The following is a 16,141-nucleotide window of genomic DNA, read 5'->3' on the forward strand; positions in this document are numbered from 1 at the left end:
GGAACCTTCCTGTAAGCTCCCCCGGGGCACCACGTTCATGCGGGACGACATGGGAATACGTAATCCGAGGCAGAGGGGGCTCGTGGCTTTCCTCGTCGGGCTGGGCTTCGTTTTTGCGAGCGGCCCTCGCGCGTGGGCCCAGGAGGCCGCGGTCGAGCCGCCCGAAGAAGCGCCGCCGCCCCCGCCGATCGACGCCGCCTTGGAGGTCCCGCCGCCGCCCGTCGACGTCGCCACGGACATCCCGCCGCCGCCTCCGCCTCCGCCTCCATACGTGCCGCCGCCGTACGTGCCGCCGCCTTTGCCGCCCAAGCCGAGCCGCTGGTATTTCCTGCACCCCGGCGTCTTCCCCGAGGCCGACCTCTTCGCGGGCGCCCTGCAGATCGGCCTCGTCACGCCGTCGGCGAAGGAGTTTTACGGCGGCGCGCAGGTGGGCCTCTTCGGCGCCGAGGCCCATGAGTTCACGGGCCTCGCGCAGGTCGGTCTTTTGCACACCAACGTCGAGCGTGTCTTCCGCGGCGGCGTCGAGCTCACGCTCGGCAGAAACCTCGTGAAGGAGATCTACGGCGGCGCGCAGATCGCGCTCTACCGCAACGTCGTCACGGACATTTTCGTGGGCCTCGCGCAGTACGCCCTCGTCCGCAACGACACGCGCCGCTTCCTCGGCCTCGCGCAGATCGGCACGCGCAACGGCGCCGACGCGTTCATCGGCGGCTTGCAGCTCGGCGCCTACAACGTCATCGGCGCGGGCCTCGACTGGAACGACGATCACGGCGGCCCGCGCGGCGGCGGGTTCGTCGGCGCGCTCCAGCTCGGCGCGTACAACAAGATCGACCACGGCAATTTCTCCGGCATCGCCCAGATCGGCGGCTTCAATGCGATCGAGGACGGCGATTTCCGCGGCGTCGCCCAGATCGGCCTCCTGAACGGGGCCGACGAACGTTTTTACGGCGCGCTCCAGATCGGCGCCGCGAACTTCATCGACGAGGGGTTTTATGGCATCGGCCAGCTCGGCGTCGTCAACATCGTCGATGACGAGTTTCGCGGCGTCTTCCAGGCCGGCGTCGCGAACCTCCTCCTGGAAGAGGGCTTCCACGGCTTCGGCCAGTTCGGCCTCGGCGCGTATGTCGACGAGGAGTTCCAGGGCGTCTTCCAGACGAGCGCCCTCTTCAATTACGTCGACGATTCCTTCTCCGGCGTCCTGCAGCTCGGCGGCCTCTTCAACTTCGTCGACGACGACTTCCGGGGCGTCTTCCAGATCGGCACCTTCAATGGCGTGCGCCGCGAGTTTTATGGCGTCTCGCAGATCGGCGTCGTGAACATGACCGGCGACGACCAATTCGGCGCGCAGCTCGGCTTCGTCAACCTCGTGAAGGACCACATGCACGGCCTGCAGGCCGGGTTTTTCGCGAGCGCCGAGGAGGTCACGGGCATGCAGCTCGGCGTCGTCAATTATTCCGACCGCCTGGCTGGCGCCACGATCGGCCTCTACAACCGCTCGAAGCACGTCCGCGGCGTCCAGATCGGCCTCGTCAATCAGACCGAGCGCCTCCGCGGCGTCCAGATTGGCCTCGTGAACGTCTCCAAGCAGGGCGGGCTCCCCTTCTTCCCCGTGATGAACATCGGCCTCTGAGAGGGGTTCCATAGGCATCCGGTCGGACCCGTGAAGGACGCCGCTCGATCGGCCCCTCCGACGGACCGCCTGTACCCACGCTCACCCTCGACCGCCGGCGAAGCCGGAGCGCCTGTACCTGCGCCTACCCTCGACCCCCGGCGAAGTCGGGCGGGCTGTACCCGCGCCGACCCTCGACCCCCGGCGAAGTCGGAGCGCCTGTACCCGCGCCCACCCTCGACCCCCGGCGAAGCCGGACCGGCCCTGCCTGCGTCGTTCCTCCGGCTTCATCACGCGCCTCCGGTGGCCCTCTGCACCCACGCACGAGCGGTGAGGACCCGAGGCATCACTCGTCGCGGCGTCGAGGCATCGACCTACCCGCGCGGTCCCGACACCCCTACGCAGGCTCCTCGGCACTTTCGCGCGTTTCCCCTCTGGCACGTCGTTTGCTGTTGCGCGCACAACTTCCCGCCCTGTACACCCTTCGGTCCAGAGGAACCATGTCTCGACAAACCCTCGTATCGGCCTCGATGCTGGCCGCCCTCCTCTCCGCACCTCTCTCGTCCCGCGCGCAGGACGCTGCCGCCAAGCAATACGTGGACGTCAAGATCGCCGAGCCGCCCAAGCAAGGCGGGCTCGAGATCACCATGAAAAACGGCGCCACGTTCTCGCTCGTGGATACCCGCGACGTCGTCGGCGTCACGCCGAATGGCTCCACGCTCACCGTGGGCCTCAAATTCGACGGCGTCGCGACCTACCGCAATGGTGGCCACGAATGGCGCACGGTGCTCGGCATCAACGAGGCGCTCACGAAGACGCCGGCCCTCGAAGAGCCCGTCAAGAGCGCCGACGCGTTCAACGTGGAGAGCACCTACCTCTATTTCGTGCGCCCCTGGTTCGGCCCCTTCGCGCGCTTCACCGTCGGCACGCCGCTCTTCCGTGGCTTCGACGTTCGCCCCACCGACACCACGTACACGATTGCCCGCGTCGCCGGCACGACCGACACCGTCACCTCGCGCCGCCTCACGCTCACCGAGCCCTTCCGCCCGCTCACGTTGAAGGAGACCATCGGCCCCTTCGCGCGCCCCGTCTCCGGCGATCGATTCAACCTGGAGACCCGCATCGGTCTCGGCGGATTGCAGACCTTCGCGGACGGCCAGCTCATCCTGAAGGACGACGCCGCCACGGCCGATCGCGTCGAGGTGCAGGAGCTCCGCGACGTCCTCCAGGTCGGCGTCGAGGGCTCGCTCGAGATGTGGGGCTCGTTCCAGGCGAAGAAGATCAGCTACAAGATCGGCGTCGGCGCGCTGATCCCGGCGTGGAACAACGACATGCCCGCGGCCGGAGAAGCGAAGAAGAACCCTCTTCAGCTCACGAACCTGGACATCGGCGCGGCCATTTCGTTCAAGGTCGTCGAGTGGGCGACGCTCGATTACGAGATCAAGCTCGTCCGCCAGCCCCAGCTCACTGATCAATGGCAGATACGTAACGGAATGATGCTCACGCTCGGCCTCGGATACTCCAGGAAACCCCCGGAGCCGCCTGCGCCGCCCGCAAAACCCGCGCCCGACGCGCCTGCGCCCGCGGCCCCCGCGCCCGCGGCCCCTGCGCCCGCGCCCGCACCCGTCACGAAATAGTCATCGTTCGTGGCGGACGCTCGGCGTGAACGCCGGGCACGTTGCGTGCAAACCCCCGCGCGTCCGTTTACTTCTGCGAAGGGACGGCTCATGAACGACGGGGGGAATCGATTGAAATCCATCAAATACATCGTCCTCATCACGGCGCTCCTTGCGCCGGCTTGTGCACCCGACGAACCATCCACCCAGTCTGCGGGAAAATCGCTTCTCGACCCGCCCACGGATGGCTCGGGACTTCAATATCGCATGACCTCCACGATCGCCCCGGGGAGTGAATCCTATGGTTGTCGCCTCTTCCAGGTGCCGCCGGAGGGGCTCGTGATCCGCGGGCAGGACGTCGCGTTCGGTCCGGGCGGACATCACGTCCTGCTCTACCGGACCCCTTATCGGGCGATTCCGTCCCAAGACGAGCAGGGGGTCGCCGTCGACGCCCTCACGGAGCACGATTGCTCCGAGGGCGCCACCGCGCGCTGGAAGGTCGATGCCGTCCTCGGCGGATCCGAGAGCTTCGGCAGCGTGGGCATGCTCCATCGATTGCCCGACGGCGTCGGCGTCGTCCTCGAGCCGAACGTGGTGCTCGTGATGAGCACCCATTACCTCAACACCAGGAGCGCACCGCTCGAGGTCGACGCTCGCATCAACATGCTCACCATGCCGCGCGAAGAACTTCGCATCGAGGCCGGGCTCCTCTACATGGACAACCGCGCCCTCCGCGTCCCGCCCTTCGGCGAAGCGTCGGCGCGTATGCGTTGCCCCGTGCCCGAAGACGTGCACGTCGTGAGCTTGCAATCGCACATGCACGCGCGCGGCGTCACCTTCGAGGCCTCGCTCCTCGCGCCCTCGGGGACGACCACATCCATCTATTCGACGACGTCCTGGCAGGAGCCGCCCGTACGCGAGCTCGACCCGCCCCTGCTCTTCCCTCGGGGGAGCACCGTCGAGATGCGCTGCGATTACAAGAACACTGAAGCCAGGCCCGTCGCGTATGGCCTCTCCTCGTCGGACGAGATGTGCCAGCTCATCGGCCCGTATTTCCCGAAAAACGCTCGCTTCGAGCGTTGCGAGGACGAGAGCGGCGCGCCCCTCGCGACGTGGGTGGGCAGCGGAAAGGCCAGCGGGGCGGAGACCGTCCATTGCCTAAGGGAGGCGATGACGCGCGAGAAGGGCGTGGGCTACGCGTATTACGATTGCGTACATGCCGCCTGCTCTACCCTCGCGGCCGAGGTTTCCGCGGTCGTGCGTTGCCACGAGGCGAAGCGCGCCGCGGACTGCGCGAATCGGTGCCAGGGGAGTGACGCCGGCGATTGCGTGTCCTGCCTCGCGCAGACCTGCGCCGCGGAGGAGCAGGCCGCGCGGGAGGCGGGGTCTCCTTGAAGACGCGTCGGGTCAGCCGTTTGACGCGACCGGCGCGCCCACCTTCGTGACCTCGGGCTTCATCCGACCCCGTCGATAGGCTCCCACCGCGACCACGATTCCGGCGATGACGTTCATTGCCAGCGCGAGGCCGACGTTGTGCAGCGACTCGGCCGTCCCCATCGCGACGACGCGGACGAATTGATCGAGGTCGAAGGAGCGATCGCTGGCGGCGTACGTCAGCGTCGTGATGATCCCCGTGAAGAAGCCGAGGAAACCCGCGATCAGGGTGAGGAGCGCGAGCACGGCGGGCAGGAGGAGCCGCCCTTTCGCGGGGTTTCTGGCGTAACCGATGGCTGCGCCGAAAAGAATGATGCCGAAGAACAGCGTCGGATACATGCCGAAGCCGCCGAGTCTGAATGCCTCTCCCATGGGATACCTCCGTTTGTCAGGGTCGTTCGTGGGTCGTGCGTCGCCCCGCCGATACGAGATCCAGCGGGGCGGGGCAGACGGACCCCGGGCCTGCGTGGAAGTTCCCGAGGCCCCCCAAAATCGCTAGCGCTTCCTCACCCGCCCGACCGAGCCGTCGTAGTGGCCTTCCCTCCGGACGTAGTACACGAAGTAGAGCCACTCCTCGCCGTCCGCCGTCCGCGCCACGCTCGGCTCGCCGATCGACACGATGTCGCCCGGCCCATCGGGCGGCGCGTCGAGCCCGATCTCGACGACCGGATCGCCGAACGAGGCTGGTAGCGCCGGATCGCCGCCCGAATACGCGCTCGTCGAGATGTCGCGGAAGCCCCGCGAGAAATAGAGCTTCGACGCGGCCTCGTCCACGAACGGCTGGAACTCTTCGACGTCGGGCTTGCTGATCGCGGCGACGACCGTCTCGGAGAACGTCGCTCCCGGCAGCGCGCCCGAGGGTTTGGCGACGAAGAGGTCCTTCTGCACGGGCCCCTCGGTATCGAACCAGACGTGGCCGTGACCGAACGAGGGATTCGAATGGAATTGATCGAGCGGCACGAGCGGGAGCTGCGTCACGGGGAAGGGGTCGGCGATGAGGAAGTTGTTCTCGAACGAATACTTCCCGAGGCTCACGGGCGCGCCGAGCGTGACGTCGGCGTGATACAGATCGGGCGCCGTATCCGGCCCATGCAGCGGGTCGAACGCGAAGAGCACGGACGCCGCGCCGTCCTTGGGCGCGCCGAGGTACGTGAAGCCGAACGGCGAATACGTGAAGCCGTTCATGTCGATCGCGATCACGAACGGCTCGCCGAACGAGCCGTCGCCTTGCCTGCGGAACCCGTACGCGGCCACGGGCGGAAGCGCGAAGAGCGCCTCCGTCACGCCGAGCTGGGGAATCGTGTGATCGATCTCGGTGGGTGACAGGATGCGCGCCGCGCCGGGCATGTCGGGCCGCTCGGGGGCCGCGGACGGGCCATGCGTCGCATTGCATTCGGGGGCCGCGGGGCTCGCGGCCTCGCCCGTGCAGCCGGGCAGGTCCTTGCCCGCGATGCAGCAAAGCAGGTCGACCGGTGAATACGAGCTCACGATGAGCCATTCACCGTCCGGGCTCACCTCGGCCGAGTCCTCCGTGCCCGCGGTATTGACGAGCCCGGGCACGCGCTCCGGCTGCCCCCACGCCGCGTCCACGACGGGCAGCACGACGGCCGTCGCATCCGCCGACAGCTCCGCGACCTTCGCCCGCACCAGCACCTCGCCGGCGTCACCCGCGGCGAGCGAGGGTTTTACGGTGGACCGATACACGCCCGCCGCCGTCTCGGAGGCCGCGCCGGCCGTTCCGCCCTCGGCCGTGATTTCCACCGAGAGACCGGACACGGGTTTGCCGTCGATCGACGTGACGCGCGCCGTGACCTCGATGGGATAGGGCGCGGGCCCGTCTTGCCGCGCGAGCTCGAGGATGATCGACGCGGGAGCTCCCGCCGTGGGTTTCGAGGGGTCGCTCTCCGAGCCGCAGGCGGCGAGGGCGAAGGGGACGAGGAGCGCGAGGGATCGGTATCGCATCGAGCCATTCTAGACGAGCTCGGCGCGTCTTGTCTTCGCCCCGGACGGCGGGCTTCGCGCGGGCGAACGAAGGGGTTCCCAAGGCCGCGCCTCGGTGTAGAGTGCGCGCCATGAGGTTCGTCCGACTCGATGGTTTCCTCCGCTCGGCCCGCGCCCTCGCCGTGGGCCTCTCCGTGTTCGCCCTCGCGGCTTGCGGCGGCGCGCCCTCGCCCGATGCCGAGAGCCCCGCGCCGGCGAACACCACGCCTGCAACGACCCAAACCACGTCGCCAGCCGAGGGCATGCTGGGCACGCTCTCCGAGGAGGGCTTCAAGGCGCTGCACCAGCTCAAGGCCGAAAAGGCCCCGGCGCCGCGGGGCGAGCGTGTCACGATCGACGGCACGAGCGCCTACCTCAGCCTTCCCAAAGGGAAAACCGCGCCCGTGCCCGGGCTCGTCGTGATCCACGAATGGTGGGGCCTGAACGAGCACATCCAGCACTGGACCGATCGGCTCGCCGAGGACGGCTATGCCGCGATCGCCGTCGATCTTTATGGCGGCAAGACCGCCCAGAACCCGGACGAGGCGATGGCCATGATGAAGGCCGTCGACAACAAGAAGGCAATGGCCACGGTCGTCGCGGCGCACGATTTCCTGGAGAAGGATCCGCGCATCCAGGCGAAACGCACGGGCGTGATCGGCTGGTGCTTCGGCGGCGCCTGGTCCTTGCAGTTCGCCATGCACGAGCCCGACCTCGACGCGTCCGTGATCTATTACGGCCACCTGGTCACCGACCCCGCGGAGCTCAAGCCGATCAAGGCCGAGATCCTCGGCATTTTCGGCAACAAGGATCAGGCGATCCCGCCGGAGACCGTGAACGCGTTCGACGCGGCTTTGACCCAGGCCGGCGTCACGCACACCATTTACCGTTACGACGCGCAGCACGGCTTCGCGAACCCGTCGGGACAGCGGTACGACGAGAAGAGCGCGGCGGACGCCTGGGACAAGGTGCGCGCGTTCCTGCGGAGGAAGCTCGCGGAATGAGGCGCGTGGCTCAGGGCGTGCGGCTGCGATAAAGGCCGTACGCCCCGAGCGCGAAGGTCGTCTCCCCGTCCGGGAGCCGCGCGACCATCCGGAGTGGATCACCGCCGGGCGTCTCCCGCCGCGACCACGATTGCCCACCATCCTGCGTCATCACGAGCGAACGCACGCCCTGCATTTCGAGCACGACGCTCGCGCGCGTCTCCGTCGCGGCGGCCACTTGCACGACCGAGGCCGGCGAAACCCCGAGCGCATGCGCGACCCAGGTCGTGCCCCCGTCCTCGGTGCGAAGGAGGAGCGGCTCTCCCGTGCTCGTCACACCGCCGGCCCACCCGACGGAGGTGCCCGGCGCGAAGGCCACCGAGACGAGTTGTTCCTCGTCGGGCATTCCGCCGCGACGAACCACGAACGTCTCCCCGGCATCGTCGCTCGTCAGAATGAGCCCATTCTCGCCGACCCCGACGAGCCGCCCCGAATCGAGGAGCCGTAGATCACGAATGTACGTCCCATCCGGGAGCGAGAGCTCGCTGAACGTGGCGCCGCCGTCCTTCGATCGGTAGAGCGGACGAGCATTGACGGCGCCCCGCGCGGTCGCGACGAACCCGAGCCTGCCCGGACCGAGCACGGCGGCCGCGAGCGGCTGCCCCTGCGCGGGAAAACCGTCGTGGAGGAAGGTCCGGCCGCCGTCTTCGCTGCGCAGGAAGGTCTGCTGCACGTATTCGCTCGGGAACGCGAGCCAGAGCAGATCCTCGTGCGCCGACAGAGAAGGCGGGCGGGCCCCGTCGTCCGTGAACGCCGGCAGGTCCGTCCCGTCGTCGAAATGGAACGCGTCGTCCGTGCGATGGAGCCGGAACTTGAACACGGCGGTCGTGTTCTGCATCGCGATCACGTATCCACGCGCCTTCGTCGGGAAAAAGACGGCCTTGTTTTCGTTCATGCCGCCGGCCCAGTCGGCGGACATCGCGTTTTGCTCGATCGGCTCCGAGCTCTTCGCGCCGTCGGTCGAGCGGCGCAGACGGTGCGTGAGCAAGAGCCCGTGGTTCGCGGTCCCGAAGCTCACGCGGTTCGCGCCGCGCCACGAGCTCTCGAATTCGGCGCCCCACGTGCCCCGCGTGAAGGTTTGTCCTTCGTCGCGCGAGGTCCAGACCTCGAACGTGGTCGGCATGTCGAGGGTGTTGCAATGGGTCATCACGTGGAGCGAGCTCGAATTGCCGGCGATCTGCGGACCGCGCGCGCACTCGGGCGCGAGCGATCCGCGCCGCTCGAACGTGTTTCCCCGCGTGGTCGAGCAATGCAGGGCCAGGCCGCTCATATACGCCTCATCGTCACCCACCACGCAGGCGAGGAGCTCGTGGCGCGAGGCCCAGAGCGAGTCCACGGTCCCGGAATTTCCGCCGGCGATCTGCGTGTCCCCGTGGAATGCACGAAGATCCGGCTCCTCGGTCGAACGGATCCGTATCGTCGTCCCGCCGCTCTCGGTCGCGGCCACGAGATACCCCGGACCGACCGCGACCGCCGTGCGTCCGCCGAGCGGCACGTTCGCGAATGCCGCGTCGCCGGGTTTGCCGTGATAAAGGCCGCCCTGCGCGGAGCCGCAGACCACGCGGCCGAAAAAAAGCACGCACCGCGATAGCTCCTCGGGCGCCTCGGGCGAAGGCTCGAACGTCCGGCCTTCGTCGAGAGAAACCCACGCGCGCCGCGCCGCCGTCAGCACGATCGCCTGCTCGTCCGCCCACACGAAGGCGAGATCCTCGCCCGTCCCGACGTCGACGCGCTCGAAGCTCTCACCGCCGTCGTTACTGTGCAATACGAGCCCGCCATGGCCGACGATCCACGCCTCGTGCCCGTCCACGTCCACGACGTCGCGCATACGCAGCGCGTTCGCCGGCAAGGGCGCGATCTCCGCCCAGAGAGGCTCTTCGCAGGTATCGCCCCGCCGCGCGAGCCCCGGGGGGCAGAGCGCGCGCTTCGGGGCGATCGAGATGCCGTCCTCGTATTCCCGGGTCACCGGGAGGCAGGACGAGAGCGAGACCGTCGAAAGGACGATCCCGATAAACGCGCATTTTCCTGCAAGCATCGGAGCGTCTCCTGGGCCCGCGGACAGCAAGGTGCATGCCCTTGCCTTGCGCTTCGAGCCCGGCGATGATGCGGGCCATGAAGATCATGCTCAAGCTCGAAAACCTGAAGACCGGCGAGACGTCTTTCCAGGAGTTTCCGGACGAAGAGGCGACGACGGCGTGGCTCCGCGAGCGCCCGCGCTTCACCGATGTGCTCGGCGTGGTCTTCGAAGGCCTCTCGCGCGAACAGAACGACCGCCTGAAGGCCGCGCTGCGCCCGCTCGACGCGGAGGAGCAAGCCGCCGAGAAGGCCCTCGCCGAGGCGCGCGACAAGGCCGCCGAGGCGCAGGCGCTCGCGCGCGAGAAGGAGAACGAGGCGGCGCGCGCGGCGCATCGCGAGGCGCAGAAGAACCTCGATCCGAACCGCCCGATGGAGGTCCGTTACCGCTACGACACGGGCCTCCAGCTCGCCGATCCGGACGATCCGCGCGGCATCTCGGACGAGGTGCGCGCGGCGTGCACGGCGTGGATCGAGGAGCGCAACGAGTGGGTCGCCTCGCGTGGTCAAATCGTGGGCGAGGCCAAGATCACCGTGCTCCCCGGCGCGCTCCCGAAGCCCGGCGCCGAGCGCGTGCAGCACGGCTCGTTCGTCCCGGTGACCGGCCCCAAAAAAGCCTGACCCGGGGCGGTCTGTCCGACTGTAACATTCCAGCGACGGCTAACGACTCGGGACTCCGTCTTCGGCGCGCACGAGCTCGAGGACGACCCCACCGATCCTGATTCTCGCGCCCGGCGAGATCTCCCGCGACGCTCGCAAGAGCTCGTCGTTCACGAACGTGCCCGAGGTGCTCGCGACGTCCTCGATCGTGACGCGCCCTTCCTCCACGGTGATCCGCGCGTGCCTTCGCGAGACGGTGTCCGACCGGAGGCGGATATCGGCGCCTTCCGTGCGCCCGAAGACCTGGGCGCCCTCGGCGAGCGGGATGACGCCTCCGATCTCCCCGGGCAGTCCTGCGAGCACGACGAGCGCGAACGACGTGGCCATGCGCCGAGGTTACCACGAAGACAACGGATCATCGGTCCCGTCCACGCTTGACGGCGGATCGACGGTCGCCTACGACCGCGGGTCCGTTTACGTTGTTGTCGACATGCGCAGCACGAGCAAGCCCCAGGCGCGCGAAGGATGGCAAAGGGCGCACAGCGCCGAGCAAAAGGAGCAGCGGCGCGTGGCGATCCTCGGGGCCGCCGCGGATCTCTTCCGGGAGCGATCGCTCGACGACATCTCGATCGGCGAGGTCGCCGAGCGCGCCGGGCTCGCGAAGGGCAGCGTCTATCGATATTTCGCCACGAAGGAAGAAGTCTTCCAGGCGCTCTTCCTCCAGGGGCTCGGCGCATGGTTCGACGAGATCATGCCCGCGCTCCGGGGCCTCTCTCGTGATACCTCGCCGCACGACGTGGCCGCGCTCGTCGTGCGCACGCTCGCGCCGCGGGAGCCCATGCTGAGGCTCCTCGCGATCAACTCTTGCGACATCGAGAAAAACCTCTCCCTCGAGGCGGCGCGTGCCTCCCAGCGGTGGATGCTCGAGCATATCGTCGTCGCGGGGGCGGCGTTCGAGGCGGCGCTCCCGGCCTTGCCCGAGGGCGGCGGCGTGCGGGCGATCCTGCGGCTCGGCGCGCTCGTCTCGGGCCTCTGGCCGATGGGGCACCCGGTCGGCGCCATGAAAAAGGTGCTCGCCGCGCCGAAAATGGTCCCGCTGCGCGTCGATTTCTACGGTGAGCTCGAAGCCTCGTTCGCCGCCCTCCTCGCCGGCATGTGCCGCGCGCCGTGAGCCTCGAACGGTGAGGACACACCGGCAAACGCCGGGCAGCGCTCTCGTGACGATGAAAGCGTGACGCGACGCCCGCGCCGTCCTTCCTGGAGCACTGTATTCATCAGGCGACGCCGGATTCGAGAATCAGGTACCGGCCGGCTCGAAGGGAAATCCGTCGTCTGGCAACATCTGTCGTTGCCTTCACCCAGGAATTCGCGCGGTCGCGGCAAACGCTGGAATCCGGGGGCTGACGCAGCCCTCGCGCCCTTCGTGTTTGCTTTGCACGCGTGCCGGAGGTCGAAGGAGGTCGCCGCCGCGGTCGCCGCGGAAGGCGCGCGGGCGCTCGGCGCCACGTCCGGCCTGCTCGCCGTCCTCGTGGCCGACGAGCTTTCCGTCCCCGGCACGAACGATCCGGCCCCGCGCGGGCTCGCCGCCGCGCTCTCCGCGCCGGGGCCCACGCAGATGCGGATCGCGGGGCGCGAAGGGTGGGCCGTCCGGCTTGCCGTCGGCGACAGAGTGCTCGGCGTCGTCGCTTTCCAGGGTCTGCGGCGGGACGCCGCCATCAAAGCGTGTTTGTCCCGGCTGGCCATGCATTGCGCCCCGGCGCTCGCGCGGGTCCTCGCCGAGGAGGCGGAGCTCTCGGCGCTGCGGCTCAGCCGGGAGCTGCTCCGCGCGGTCACGGAAGGGACGAACGATTGCGTCTTCGTGAAGGATCTGAACCTCCGGTACGTGATGATCAACTCGGCGGGGGCGCGGGTCTTCGGCCTCGTGCCCGAGGACGTCGTCGGCAAGGACGACAATGCGCTTTTCGCACAGGACGACGCCGCGGAGATCGCCCGGCGCGATCGGGAGATCATGCGCACGCGGCGCACGACGACCTATGAATGCACGTCGACCACCAGCAGCGGCGCGACGCGGTACTGGCAATCGACGAAGGGGCCCTGGTACGACGAGGAGGGCCGGGTCATCGGCCTCGTGGGGATCTCGCGGGACGTCACGGCGCGGCGGAGAGCGGAGGAGGCGCAGCGGCTCCTCGCCGAGGTGAGCGGCATTCTCGGCTCGTCGCTGGAGTACGAGAGCACGTTCGCTTCCATGGCGCGGCTGCTCGTGCCGTCGTTCGCCGACGGGTGCACGATGCACGTGGAGGAGTCTGGCAATCGATATTGCCTCGCGGCGCTCGGGCGCGGGGCCGCGTTCGCCGAGGACTTGCTCGATCTCGTCCCGTCGGGGCGCGCGTTCGGCTTCGGCGATCTCGATCCCGCCACGCGCCGCGAGCTCGAAGGGCGCGGCGTTCATTCGCTCCTCGTCGTGCCTCTCGTGATCCAGGGGTATGCGCTCGGCCACCTGACGCTCCTCGGCGGCGCGCCCGGGCGATTCGTGGCGGACGCGGAGCGCGCCCTCGCCGAGGAGATCGCGCGGCGGGCGAGCATGGCGATCGACCGCGCCAGGCTTTATCGGGCGGTGCAGGAGGCGAGCCGGCTGAAGGACGAGTTTTTGGCCGTCATCTCGCACGAGCTCCGCACGCCGCTCACGGCGATCCTCGGCTGGACCGGCATTTTGCGGCGGGACTCGGTGCCGGAGGCGAGCCGCGGCAAGGCCCTCGAGACCATCGAGCGGAATGCGCAGACGCAGGCGCGGCTCATCGAGGACCTGATGGACACGACGTGCATGATCGCGGGCACGCTGCAGCTCGATTTCATGGATCTCGACCTCGTGCAGCCGCTCACGCAGGCCGTGCGGGCGATGCGCCCGGTCGCGGAGGCGAAGGGAATCCGCCTCGATGTCGTGTTCGAGACGAAGAGCCCGCTCCCCGTCCTCGGCGACGATGTCCGGCTTCGGCAGATCATCGAGAACCTGCTCGGCAATGCGCTCAAATTCACGCCGCCGGGGGGATCGGTGGAGATTGGCTGCCGCCGCGGCGACAAGGTGATCCTCTGGGTGAAGGACGACGGCGTGGGCATTTCGCCGACCACCTTGCCGCACGTCTTCGAACGGTTCCGGCAAGGCGACAGCTCATCGACCCGCAGCCATGGCGGGCTCGGCCTCGGCCTCTCGATCGTGCGTTATCTCGTGGAGGCGCACGGCGGCGTCGTCGTCGCGGAGAGCCCGGGGAAGGGGCTCGGCGCGACGTTCACGGTCGAGCTGCCCTTGCGCGTCGAAAAGGCCCCGGAGGTCACCGTCGTGGAGGCGTCGTCCGTGCCGCGGCTCGACGACGTGCAATTGCTGATCATGGGTAATGCACCCGATTCACGCGACCTCGTCACGGGCATCTTCAAGAGCGTCCACCCCGAGGTGACCGGGGTTCACAAGGTCGTGGCCCCGAAGCATCCTCGGTCCCGGCAGGACACGGGTCGCTCCTGAGCGGCTATTGCGTCGCCAAAAAGCTCCGCGCCACGCGGACGAACGTCTCTCCCGCCTCGAATGCAGCGCCGTGACCGCCGCCTGGAATGACCCAGAGCCTCGCGTCGGGGATCGCTCGGTACATTTCGAGGGCGAGCTCGACGGGATAAAGATGGTCGCGGTCGCCGTAGACGATAAGCGTCCGCGCCGTGATCGTCGCGAGGTACGGCGGCGTGAAATTCATGTCATCGTAACGTTCGGCGAATGCGCGGCACTGGTTCCAGAGCGCCAAGATTTGCTCGTCGCCGCGCACGTGCCGCTCGCGCATCTCGCGCCATTCTTCCTCGGATCTACTTTCCACGGTGAACTGTCGCATGGCGGCGCGCGCCTGCTCCGGAAAGTACGGCGTCGCCGCGGCGATCACCATGGCCTCGACGCGGCTCGGCTGCTGCGTCGCCATGTGCAAAAGCACGTTGCCGCCGCCGCTGAAGCCGATCGCGCGGAATCGATCGATGCCGAGCTCGTCGAGGAGCGAGTACATGTCGCGGGCGACCTCCCGGAACACGAACGTGCCGCGGGGGTTGCCCGAAAGGCCGTGGCCGGGCAGATCGGGGACGATGGCGCGGAACCCCTCGTGGAGGGTTTCGCCGCCGAGATGACGAAAATCGCGGCCGCAGCCGAAGAAGCCGTGCAGGAGGACGAGCGGCTCGCCCTCGCCGTGGATGTCCACATGCATCTCGATGTCGCCGCGGAGGTGTGTTTTGCGGATGGGTACGCTCATGCTCGAAGACCTCTCCTTCCGGCGACGTGCATAGAGCATGCCGAAAACGCTTGCTAGCTGCCGATTTTTCGTATAAAAGCGTCGTCGGTCGGACGGAACATCGCGATCGATGTCGGCTGCCGCGTAATCGGGGTCACTCGCTCGTTCCGTCGCCCTTCATGTAAACCTGCCAGGCGGCGACGTCGTACAGGCCGAGGTCCGCGATGGCATCGGCGTATATGCGGGTGAGGTCGTCGAACGAGGCCTTCTCCTCGTCCTCGAGGTCGTGCCGGAACTGCATGCCGACCCAATCGACCCATTCGACCGGGATGGGCGCGAATTCGCGGAAGTAGGCCGTCTTCTCCTCGGCCGAGCGTCCTTCGGCCCATTGCCACCACGCCATCAGGTAGCTCTCGCCGGAGCCCATGCGCCAGTGAATGGAGTACCGCGGGACCTCCGGATACCGGAGCCACGGCGGCCGCGGCGACGTGCGCCCCTGCTCGCGGAGCTCCCGCTGCAGCAATTCCTCGAGGAACGCCTCCTCATCGAGCGGCTCGTCGTCTTTCTCCGCCACCGAAGTCCTCCGCAGCAGGCCATTCCAGGGGGCCTCCGCGCCGGGCAGTGTCCGTGACCTCTCGCGGCCGTGTCAAGTCGCTCGACATGGAACTCCGGCTTTCTGGAAAAATACGCGGGCGTTCTGTCCAAGCAGGCGGCCGCGCACGGGTTTCTCAGCACCTCTGCGTGGTCCTTCCTTTGCAATCCCTGGAGCGGCTGCCGTCGTGGGCAGCCGGAAAAAGTCCAGGATGGAGGGAATGCCCATGCGTTCATTCACGGTCGCGCGTGCCGCGGTGCTGCCTCTCTTCGGCCTCCTCGTCGCCGCTTGCTCGCTCGGGAGCGGAGACGACGACGACCTCGCACTCGGGCAGGAGAACGTGTCGGGCGCCGAGAAGGGCGGGGATACCCAGGTGCCCTCGAAAGACGAGGGGAAGGGAAAGGGGATCTCCCTCGAGGGCGACGTCGAGTTCGTGCCGGTCGAGGGCAACGGCCACGCGACGGATGAGGCGTCAATCGAAGGCAAGGAGATCGAAGGCAAGGAGATCGAAGGCAAAGGTATCGAAGGCAAAGAGCTCAAACAGCCGCTGCCCGACGGCCTCGGCAAGGGCGGGGTGACGAAAGAGAACACGTCGATCGGCAAGGAGAGCTCGCAATCAGGAAACGCCGTCGAAAAGGAGTGGGATCTCGGCTCGAAGGGCAAGCTTCCCCCGAAGGGTGAGCTCGGCTCGAGCGGCGATCTCCCCTCGAAGGGCGTTCGCGTGGTGAACAGCGCTTGCCCGAAGGCGCGGGTGGGCGAGGTCGTCGGGGCTTGCGTGCAGGCGCTCACGTACGCGAAGAACCCGGAGACGGGCGAGTGCTGCGTCTATCCCACCCCGTGCGACGTTCCGAAGACGTGGGATGCGTCGTTCTCGGCGGAGGCCGTTTGCCGGTAACGCCGCCACGACATCGTGATTGACGAGCGCCGGGCCTCTCGGCTTA

At 68.1% G+C, this 16,141-nt stretch carries 14 protein-coding genes; 8 read left to right on the forward strand and 6 right to left on the reverse strand.

Going from position 1 to position 16,141, the window contains the following annotated elements; translation table 11 throughout:
* Positions 1–82 precede the first annotated feature (82 nt).
* From QHF83_RS36645 to QHF83_RS36655, 3 genes are all read left to right on the forward strand, one after another.
* Positions 83–1,630, forward strand: coding sequence for a hypothetical protein (locus QHF83_RS36645; protein ID WP_282422690.1), 1,548 nt, complete (start codon positions 83–85; stop codon positions 1,628–1,630).
* Between the two features lie 479 nt (positions 1,631–2,109).
* On the forward strand, positions 2,110–3,246 hold the full coding sequence (locus tag QHF83_RS36650; RefSeq protein WP_282422691.1) for a hypothetical protein: 1,137 nt from the start codon (positions 2,110–2,112) through the stop codon (positions 3,244–3,246).
* 90 nt (positions 3,247–3,336) lie between these two features.
* Positions 3,337–4,620 (forward strand): hypothetical protein, encoded by a 1,284-nt coding sequence (locus tag QHF83_RS36655; protein WP_282422692.1) that lies wholly within the window; start codon positions 3,337–3,339, stop codon positions 4,618–4,620.
* A gap of 12 nt (positions 4,621–4,632) precedes the next feature.
* On the opposite strand, the gene QHF83_RS36660 is transcribed toward QHF83_RS36655, so the two are convergent.
* Together QHF83_RS36660 and QHF83_RS36665 are read right to left on the reverse strand one after the other, a co-directional pair.
* On the reverse strand, positions 4,633–5,031 hold the full coding sequence (locus QHF83_RS36660) for a hypothetical protein (protein ID WP_282422693.1): 399 nt from the start codon (positions 5,029–5,031) through the stop codon (positions 4,633–4,635).
* Positions 5,032–5,154: 123 nt separating this feature from the next.
* On the reverse strand, positions 5,155–6,621 hold the full coding sequence (locus QHF83_RS36665) for an Ig-like domain-containing protein (protein WP_282422694.1): 1,467 nt from the start codon (positions 6,619–6,621) through the stop codon (positions 5,155–5,157).
* A 110-nt stretch (positions 6,622–6,731) separates the two neighbouring features.
* On the opposite strand from QHF83_RS36665, the gene QHF83_RS36670 reads away from it, so the two are divergent.
* Entirely contained in the window at positions 6,732–7,643 is a 912-nt protein-coding gene (locus QHF83_RS36670; protein ID WP_282422695.1) for a dienelactone hydrolase family protein, read from the forward strand.
* A 10-nt stretch (positions 7,644–7,653) separates the two neighbouring features.
* On the opposite strand, the gene QHF83_RS36675 is transcribed toward QHF83_RS36670, so the two are convergent.
* Entirely contained in the window at positions 7,654–9,717 is a 2,064-nt protein-coding gene (locus tag QHF83_RS36675) for a hypothetical protein (RefSeq protein WP_282422696.1), read from the reverse strand.
* A 77-nt stretch (positions 9,718–9,794) separates the two neighbouring features.
* On the opposite strand from QHF83_RS36675, the gene QHF83_RS36680 reads away from it, so the two are divergent.
* Positions 9,795–10,376 carry a hypothetical protein gene (locus QHF83_RS36680; protein ID WP_282422697.1) on the forward strand — a complete coding sequence of 194 codons (582 nt, stop codon included), beginning with the start codon at positions 9,795–9,797 and terminating at the stop codon, positions 10,374–10,376.
* 39 nt (positions 10,377–10,415) lie between these two features.
* Here QHF83_RS36680 and QHF83_RS36685 read toward each other — a convergent pair whose 3' ends face one another.
* Positions 10,416–10,742 (reverse strand): FHA domain-containing protein, encoded by a 327-nt coding sequence (locus tag QHF83_RS36685; protein ID WP_282422698.1) that lies wholly within the window; start codon positions 10,740–10,742, stop codon positions 10,416–10,418.
* 103 nt (positions 10,743–10,845) lie between these two features.
* Between QHF83_RS36685 and QHF83_RS36690 the strand changes: the two genes are divergently transcribed.
* Together QHF83_RS36690 and QHF83_RS36695 are read left to right on the forward strand one after the other, a co-directional pair.
* Positions 10,846–11,526, forward strand: coding sequence for a TetR/AcrR family transcriptional regulator (locus QHF83_RS36690; protein WP_282422699.1), 681 nt, complete (start codon positions 10,846–10,848; stop codon positions 11,524–11,526).
* 252 nt (positions 11,527–11,778) lie between these two features.
* On the forward strand, positions 11,779–13,869 hold the full coding sequence (locus QHF83_RS36695) for an ATP-binding protein (RefSeq protein WP_282422700.1): 2,091 nt from the start codon (positions 11,779–11,781) through the stop codon (positions 13,867–13,869).
* Positions 13,870–13,873: 4 nt separating this feature from the next.
* Here the strand turns inward: QHF83_RS36695 and QHF83_RS36700 are convergent, their stop codons facing one another.
* A complete protein-coding gene (locus QHF83_RS36700; RefSeq protein ID WP_282422701.1) occupies positions 13,874–14,629 on the reverse strand; it encodes an alpha/beta hydrolase in 756 nt (251 codons plus the stop codon).
* 133 nt (positions 14,630–14,762) lie between these two features.
* Entirely contained in the window at positions 14,763–15,182 is a 420-nt protein-coding gene (locus QHF83_RS36705) for a hypothetical protein (RefSeq protein ID WP_282422702.1), read from the reverse strand.
* A gap of 244 nt (positions 15,183–15,426) precedes the next feature.
* Here QHF83_RS36705 and QHF83_RS36710 point away from each other — a divergent pair, with 244 nt between their 5' ends.
* Complete coding sequence (locus QHF83_RS36710) at positions 15,427–16,095, forward strand: hypothetical protein (protein ID WP_282422703.1); 669 nt, start codon at positions 15,427–15,429, stop codon at positions 16,093–16,095.
* Positions 16,096–16,141 lie beyond the last annotated feature (46 nt).

Source organism: Polyangium sp. 15x6 (assembly GCF_029960785.1).
In the GTDB taxonomy this organism is placed as follows: domain Bacteria; phylum Myxococcota_A; class Polyangia; order Polyangiales; family Polyangiaceae; genus Polyangium.

Excerpts from the sequence above, each read along its gene's own strand:
- QHF83_RS36655 (WP_282422692.1), top strand. The coding sequence starts at position 3,337 with ATGAACGACGGGGGGAATCGATTGAAATCCATCAAATACATCGTCCTC.
- QHF83_RS36690 (WP_282422699.1), top strand. The coding sequence starts at position 10,846 with ATGCGCAGCACGAGCAAGCCCCAGGCGCGCGAAGGATGGCAAAGGGCG.
- QHF83_RS36665 (WP_282422694.1), bottom strand. The coding sequence starts at position 6,621 with ATGCGATACCGATCCCTCGCGCTCCTCGTCCCCTTCGCCCTCGCCGCC.
- QHF83_RS36685 (WP_282422698.1), bottom strand. The coding sequence starts at position 10,742 with ATGGCCACGTCGTTCGCGCTCGTCGTGCTCGCAGGACTGCCCGGGGAG.
- QHF83_RS36710 (WP_282422703.1), top strand. The coding sequence starts at position 15,427 with ATGCGTTCATTCACGGTCGCGCGTGCCGCGGTGCTGCCTCTCTTCGGC.
- QHF83_RS36670 (WP_282422695.1), top strand. The coding sequence starts at position 6,732 with ATGAGGTTCGTCCGACTCGATGGTTTCCTCCGCTCGGCCCGCGCCCTC.
- QHF83_RS36675 (WP_282422696.1), bottom strand. The coding sequence starts at position 9,717 with ATGCTTGCAGGAAAATGCGCGTTTATCGGGATCGTCCTTTCGACGGTC.
- QHF83_RS36680 (WP_282422697.1), top strand. The coding sequence starts at position 9,795 with ATGAAGATCATGCTCAAGCTCGAAAACCTGAAGACCGGCGAGACGTCT.
- QHF83_RS36660 (WP_282422693.1), bottom strand. The coding sequence starts at position 5,031 with ATGGGAGAGGCATTCAGACTCGGCGGCTTCGGCATGTATCCGACGCTG.
- QHF83_RS36650 (WP_282422691.1), top strand. The coding sequence starts at position 2,110 with ATGTCTCGACAAACCCTCGTATCGGCCTCGATGCTGGCCGCCCTCCTC.
- QHF83_RS36700 (WP_282422701.1), bottom strand. The coding sequence starts at position 14,629 with ATGAGCGTACCCATCCGCAAAACACACCTCCGCGGCGACATCGAGATG.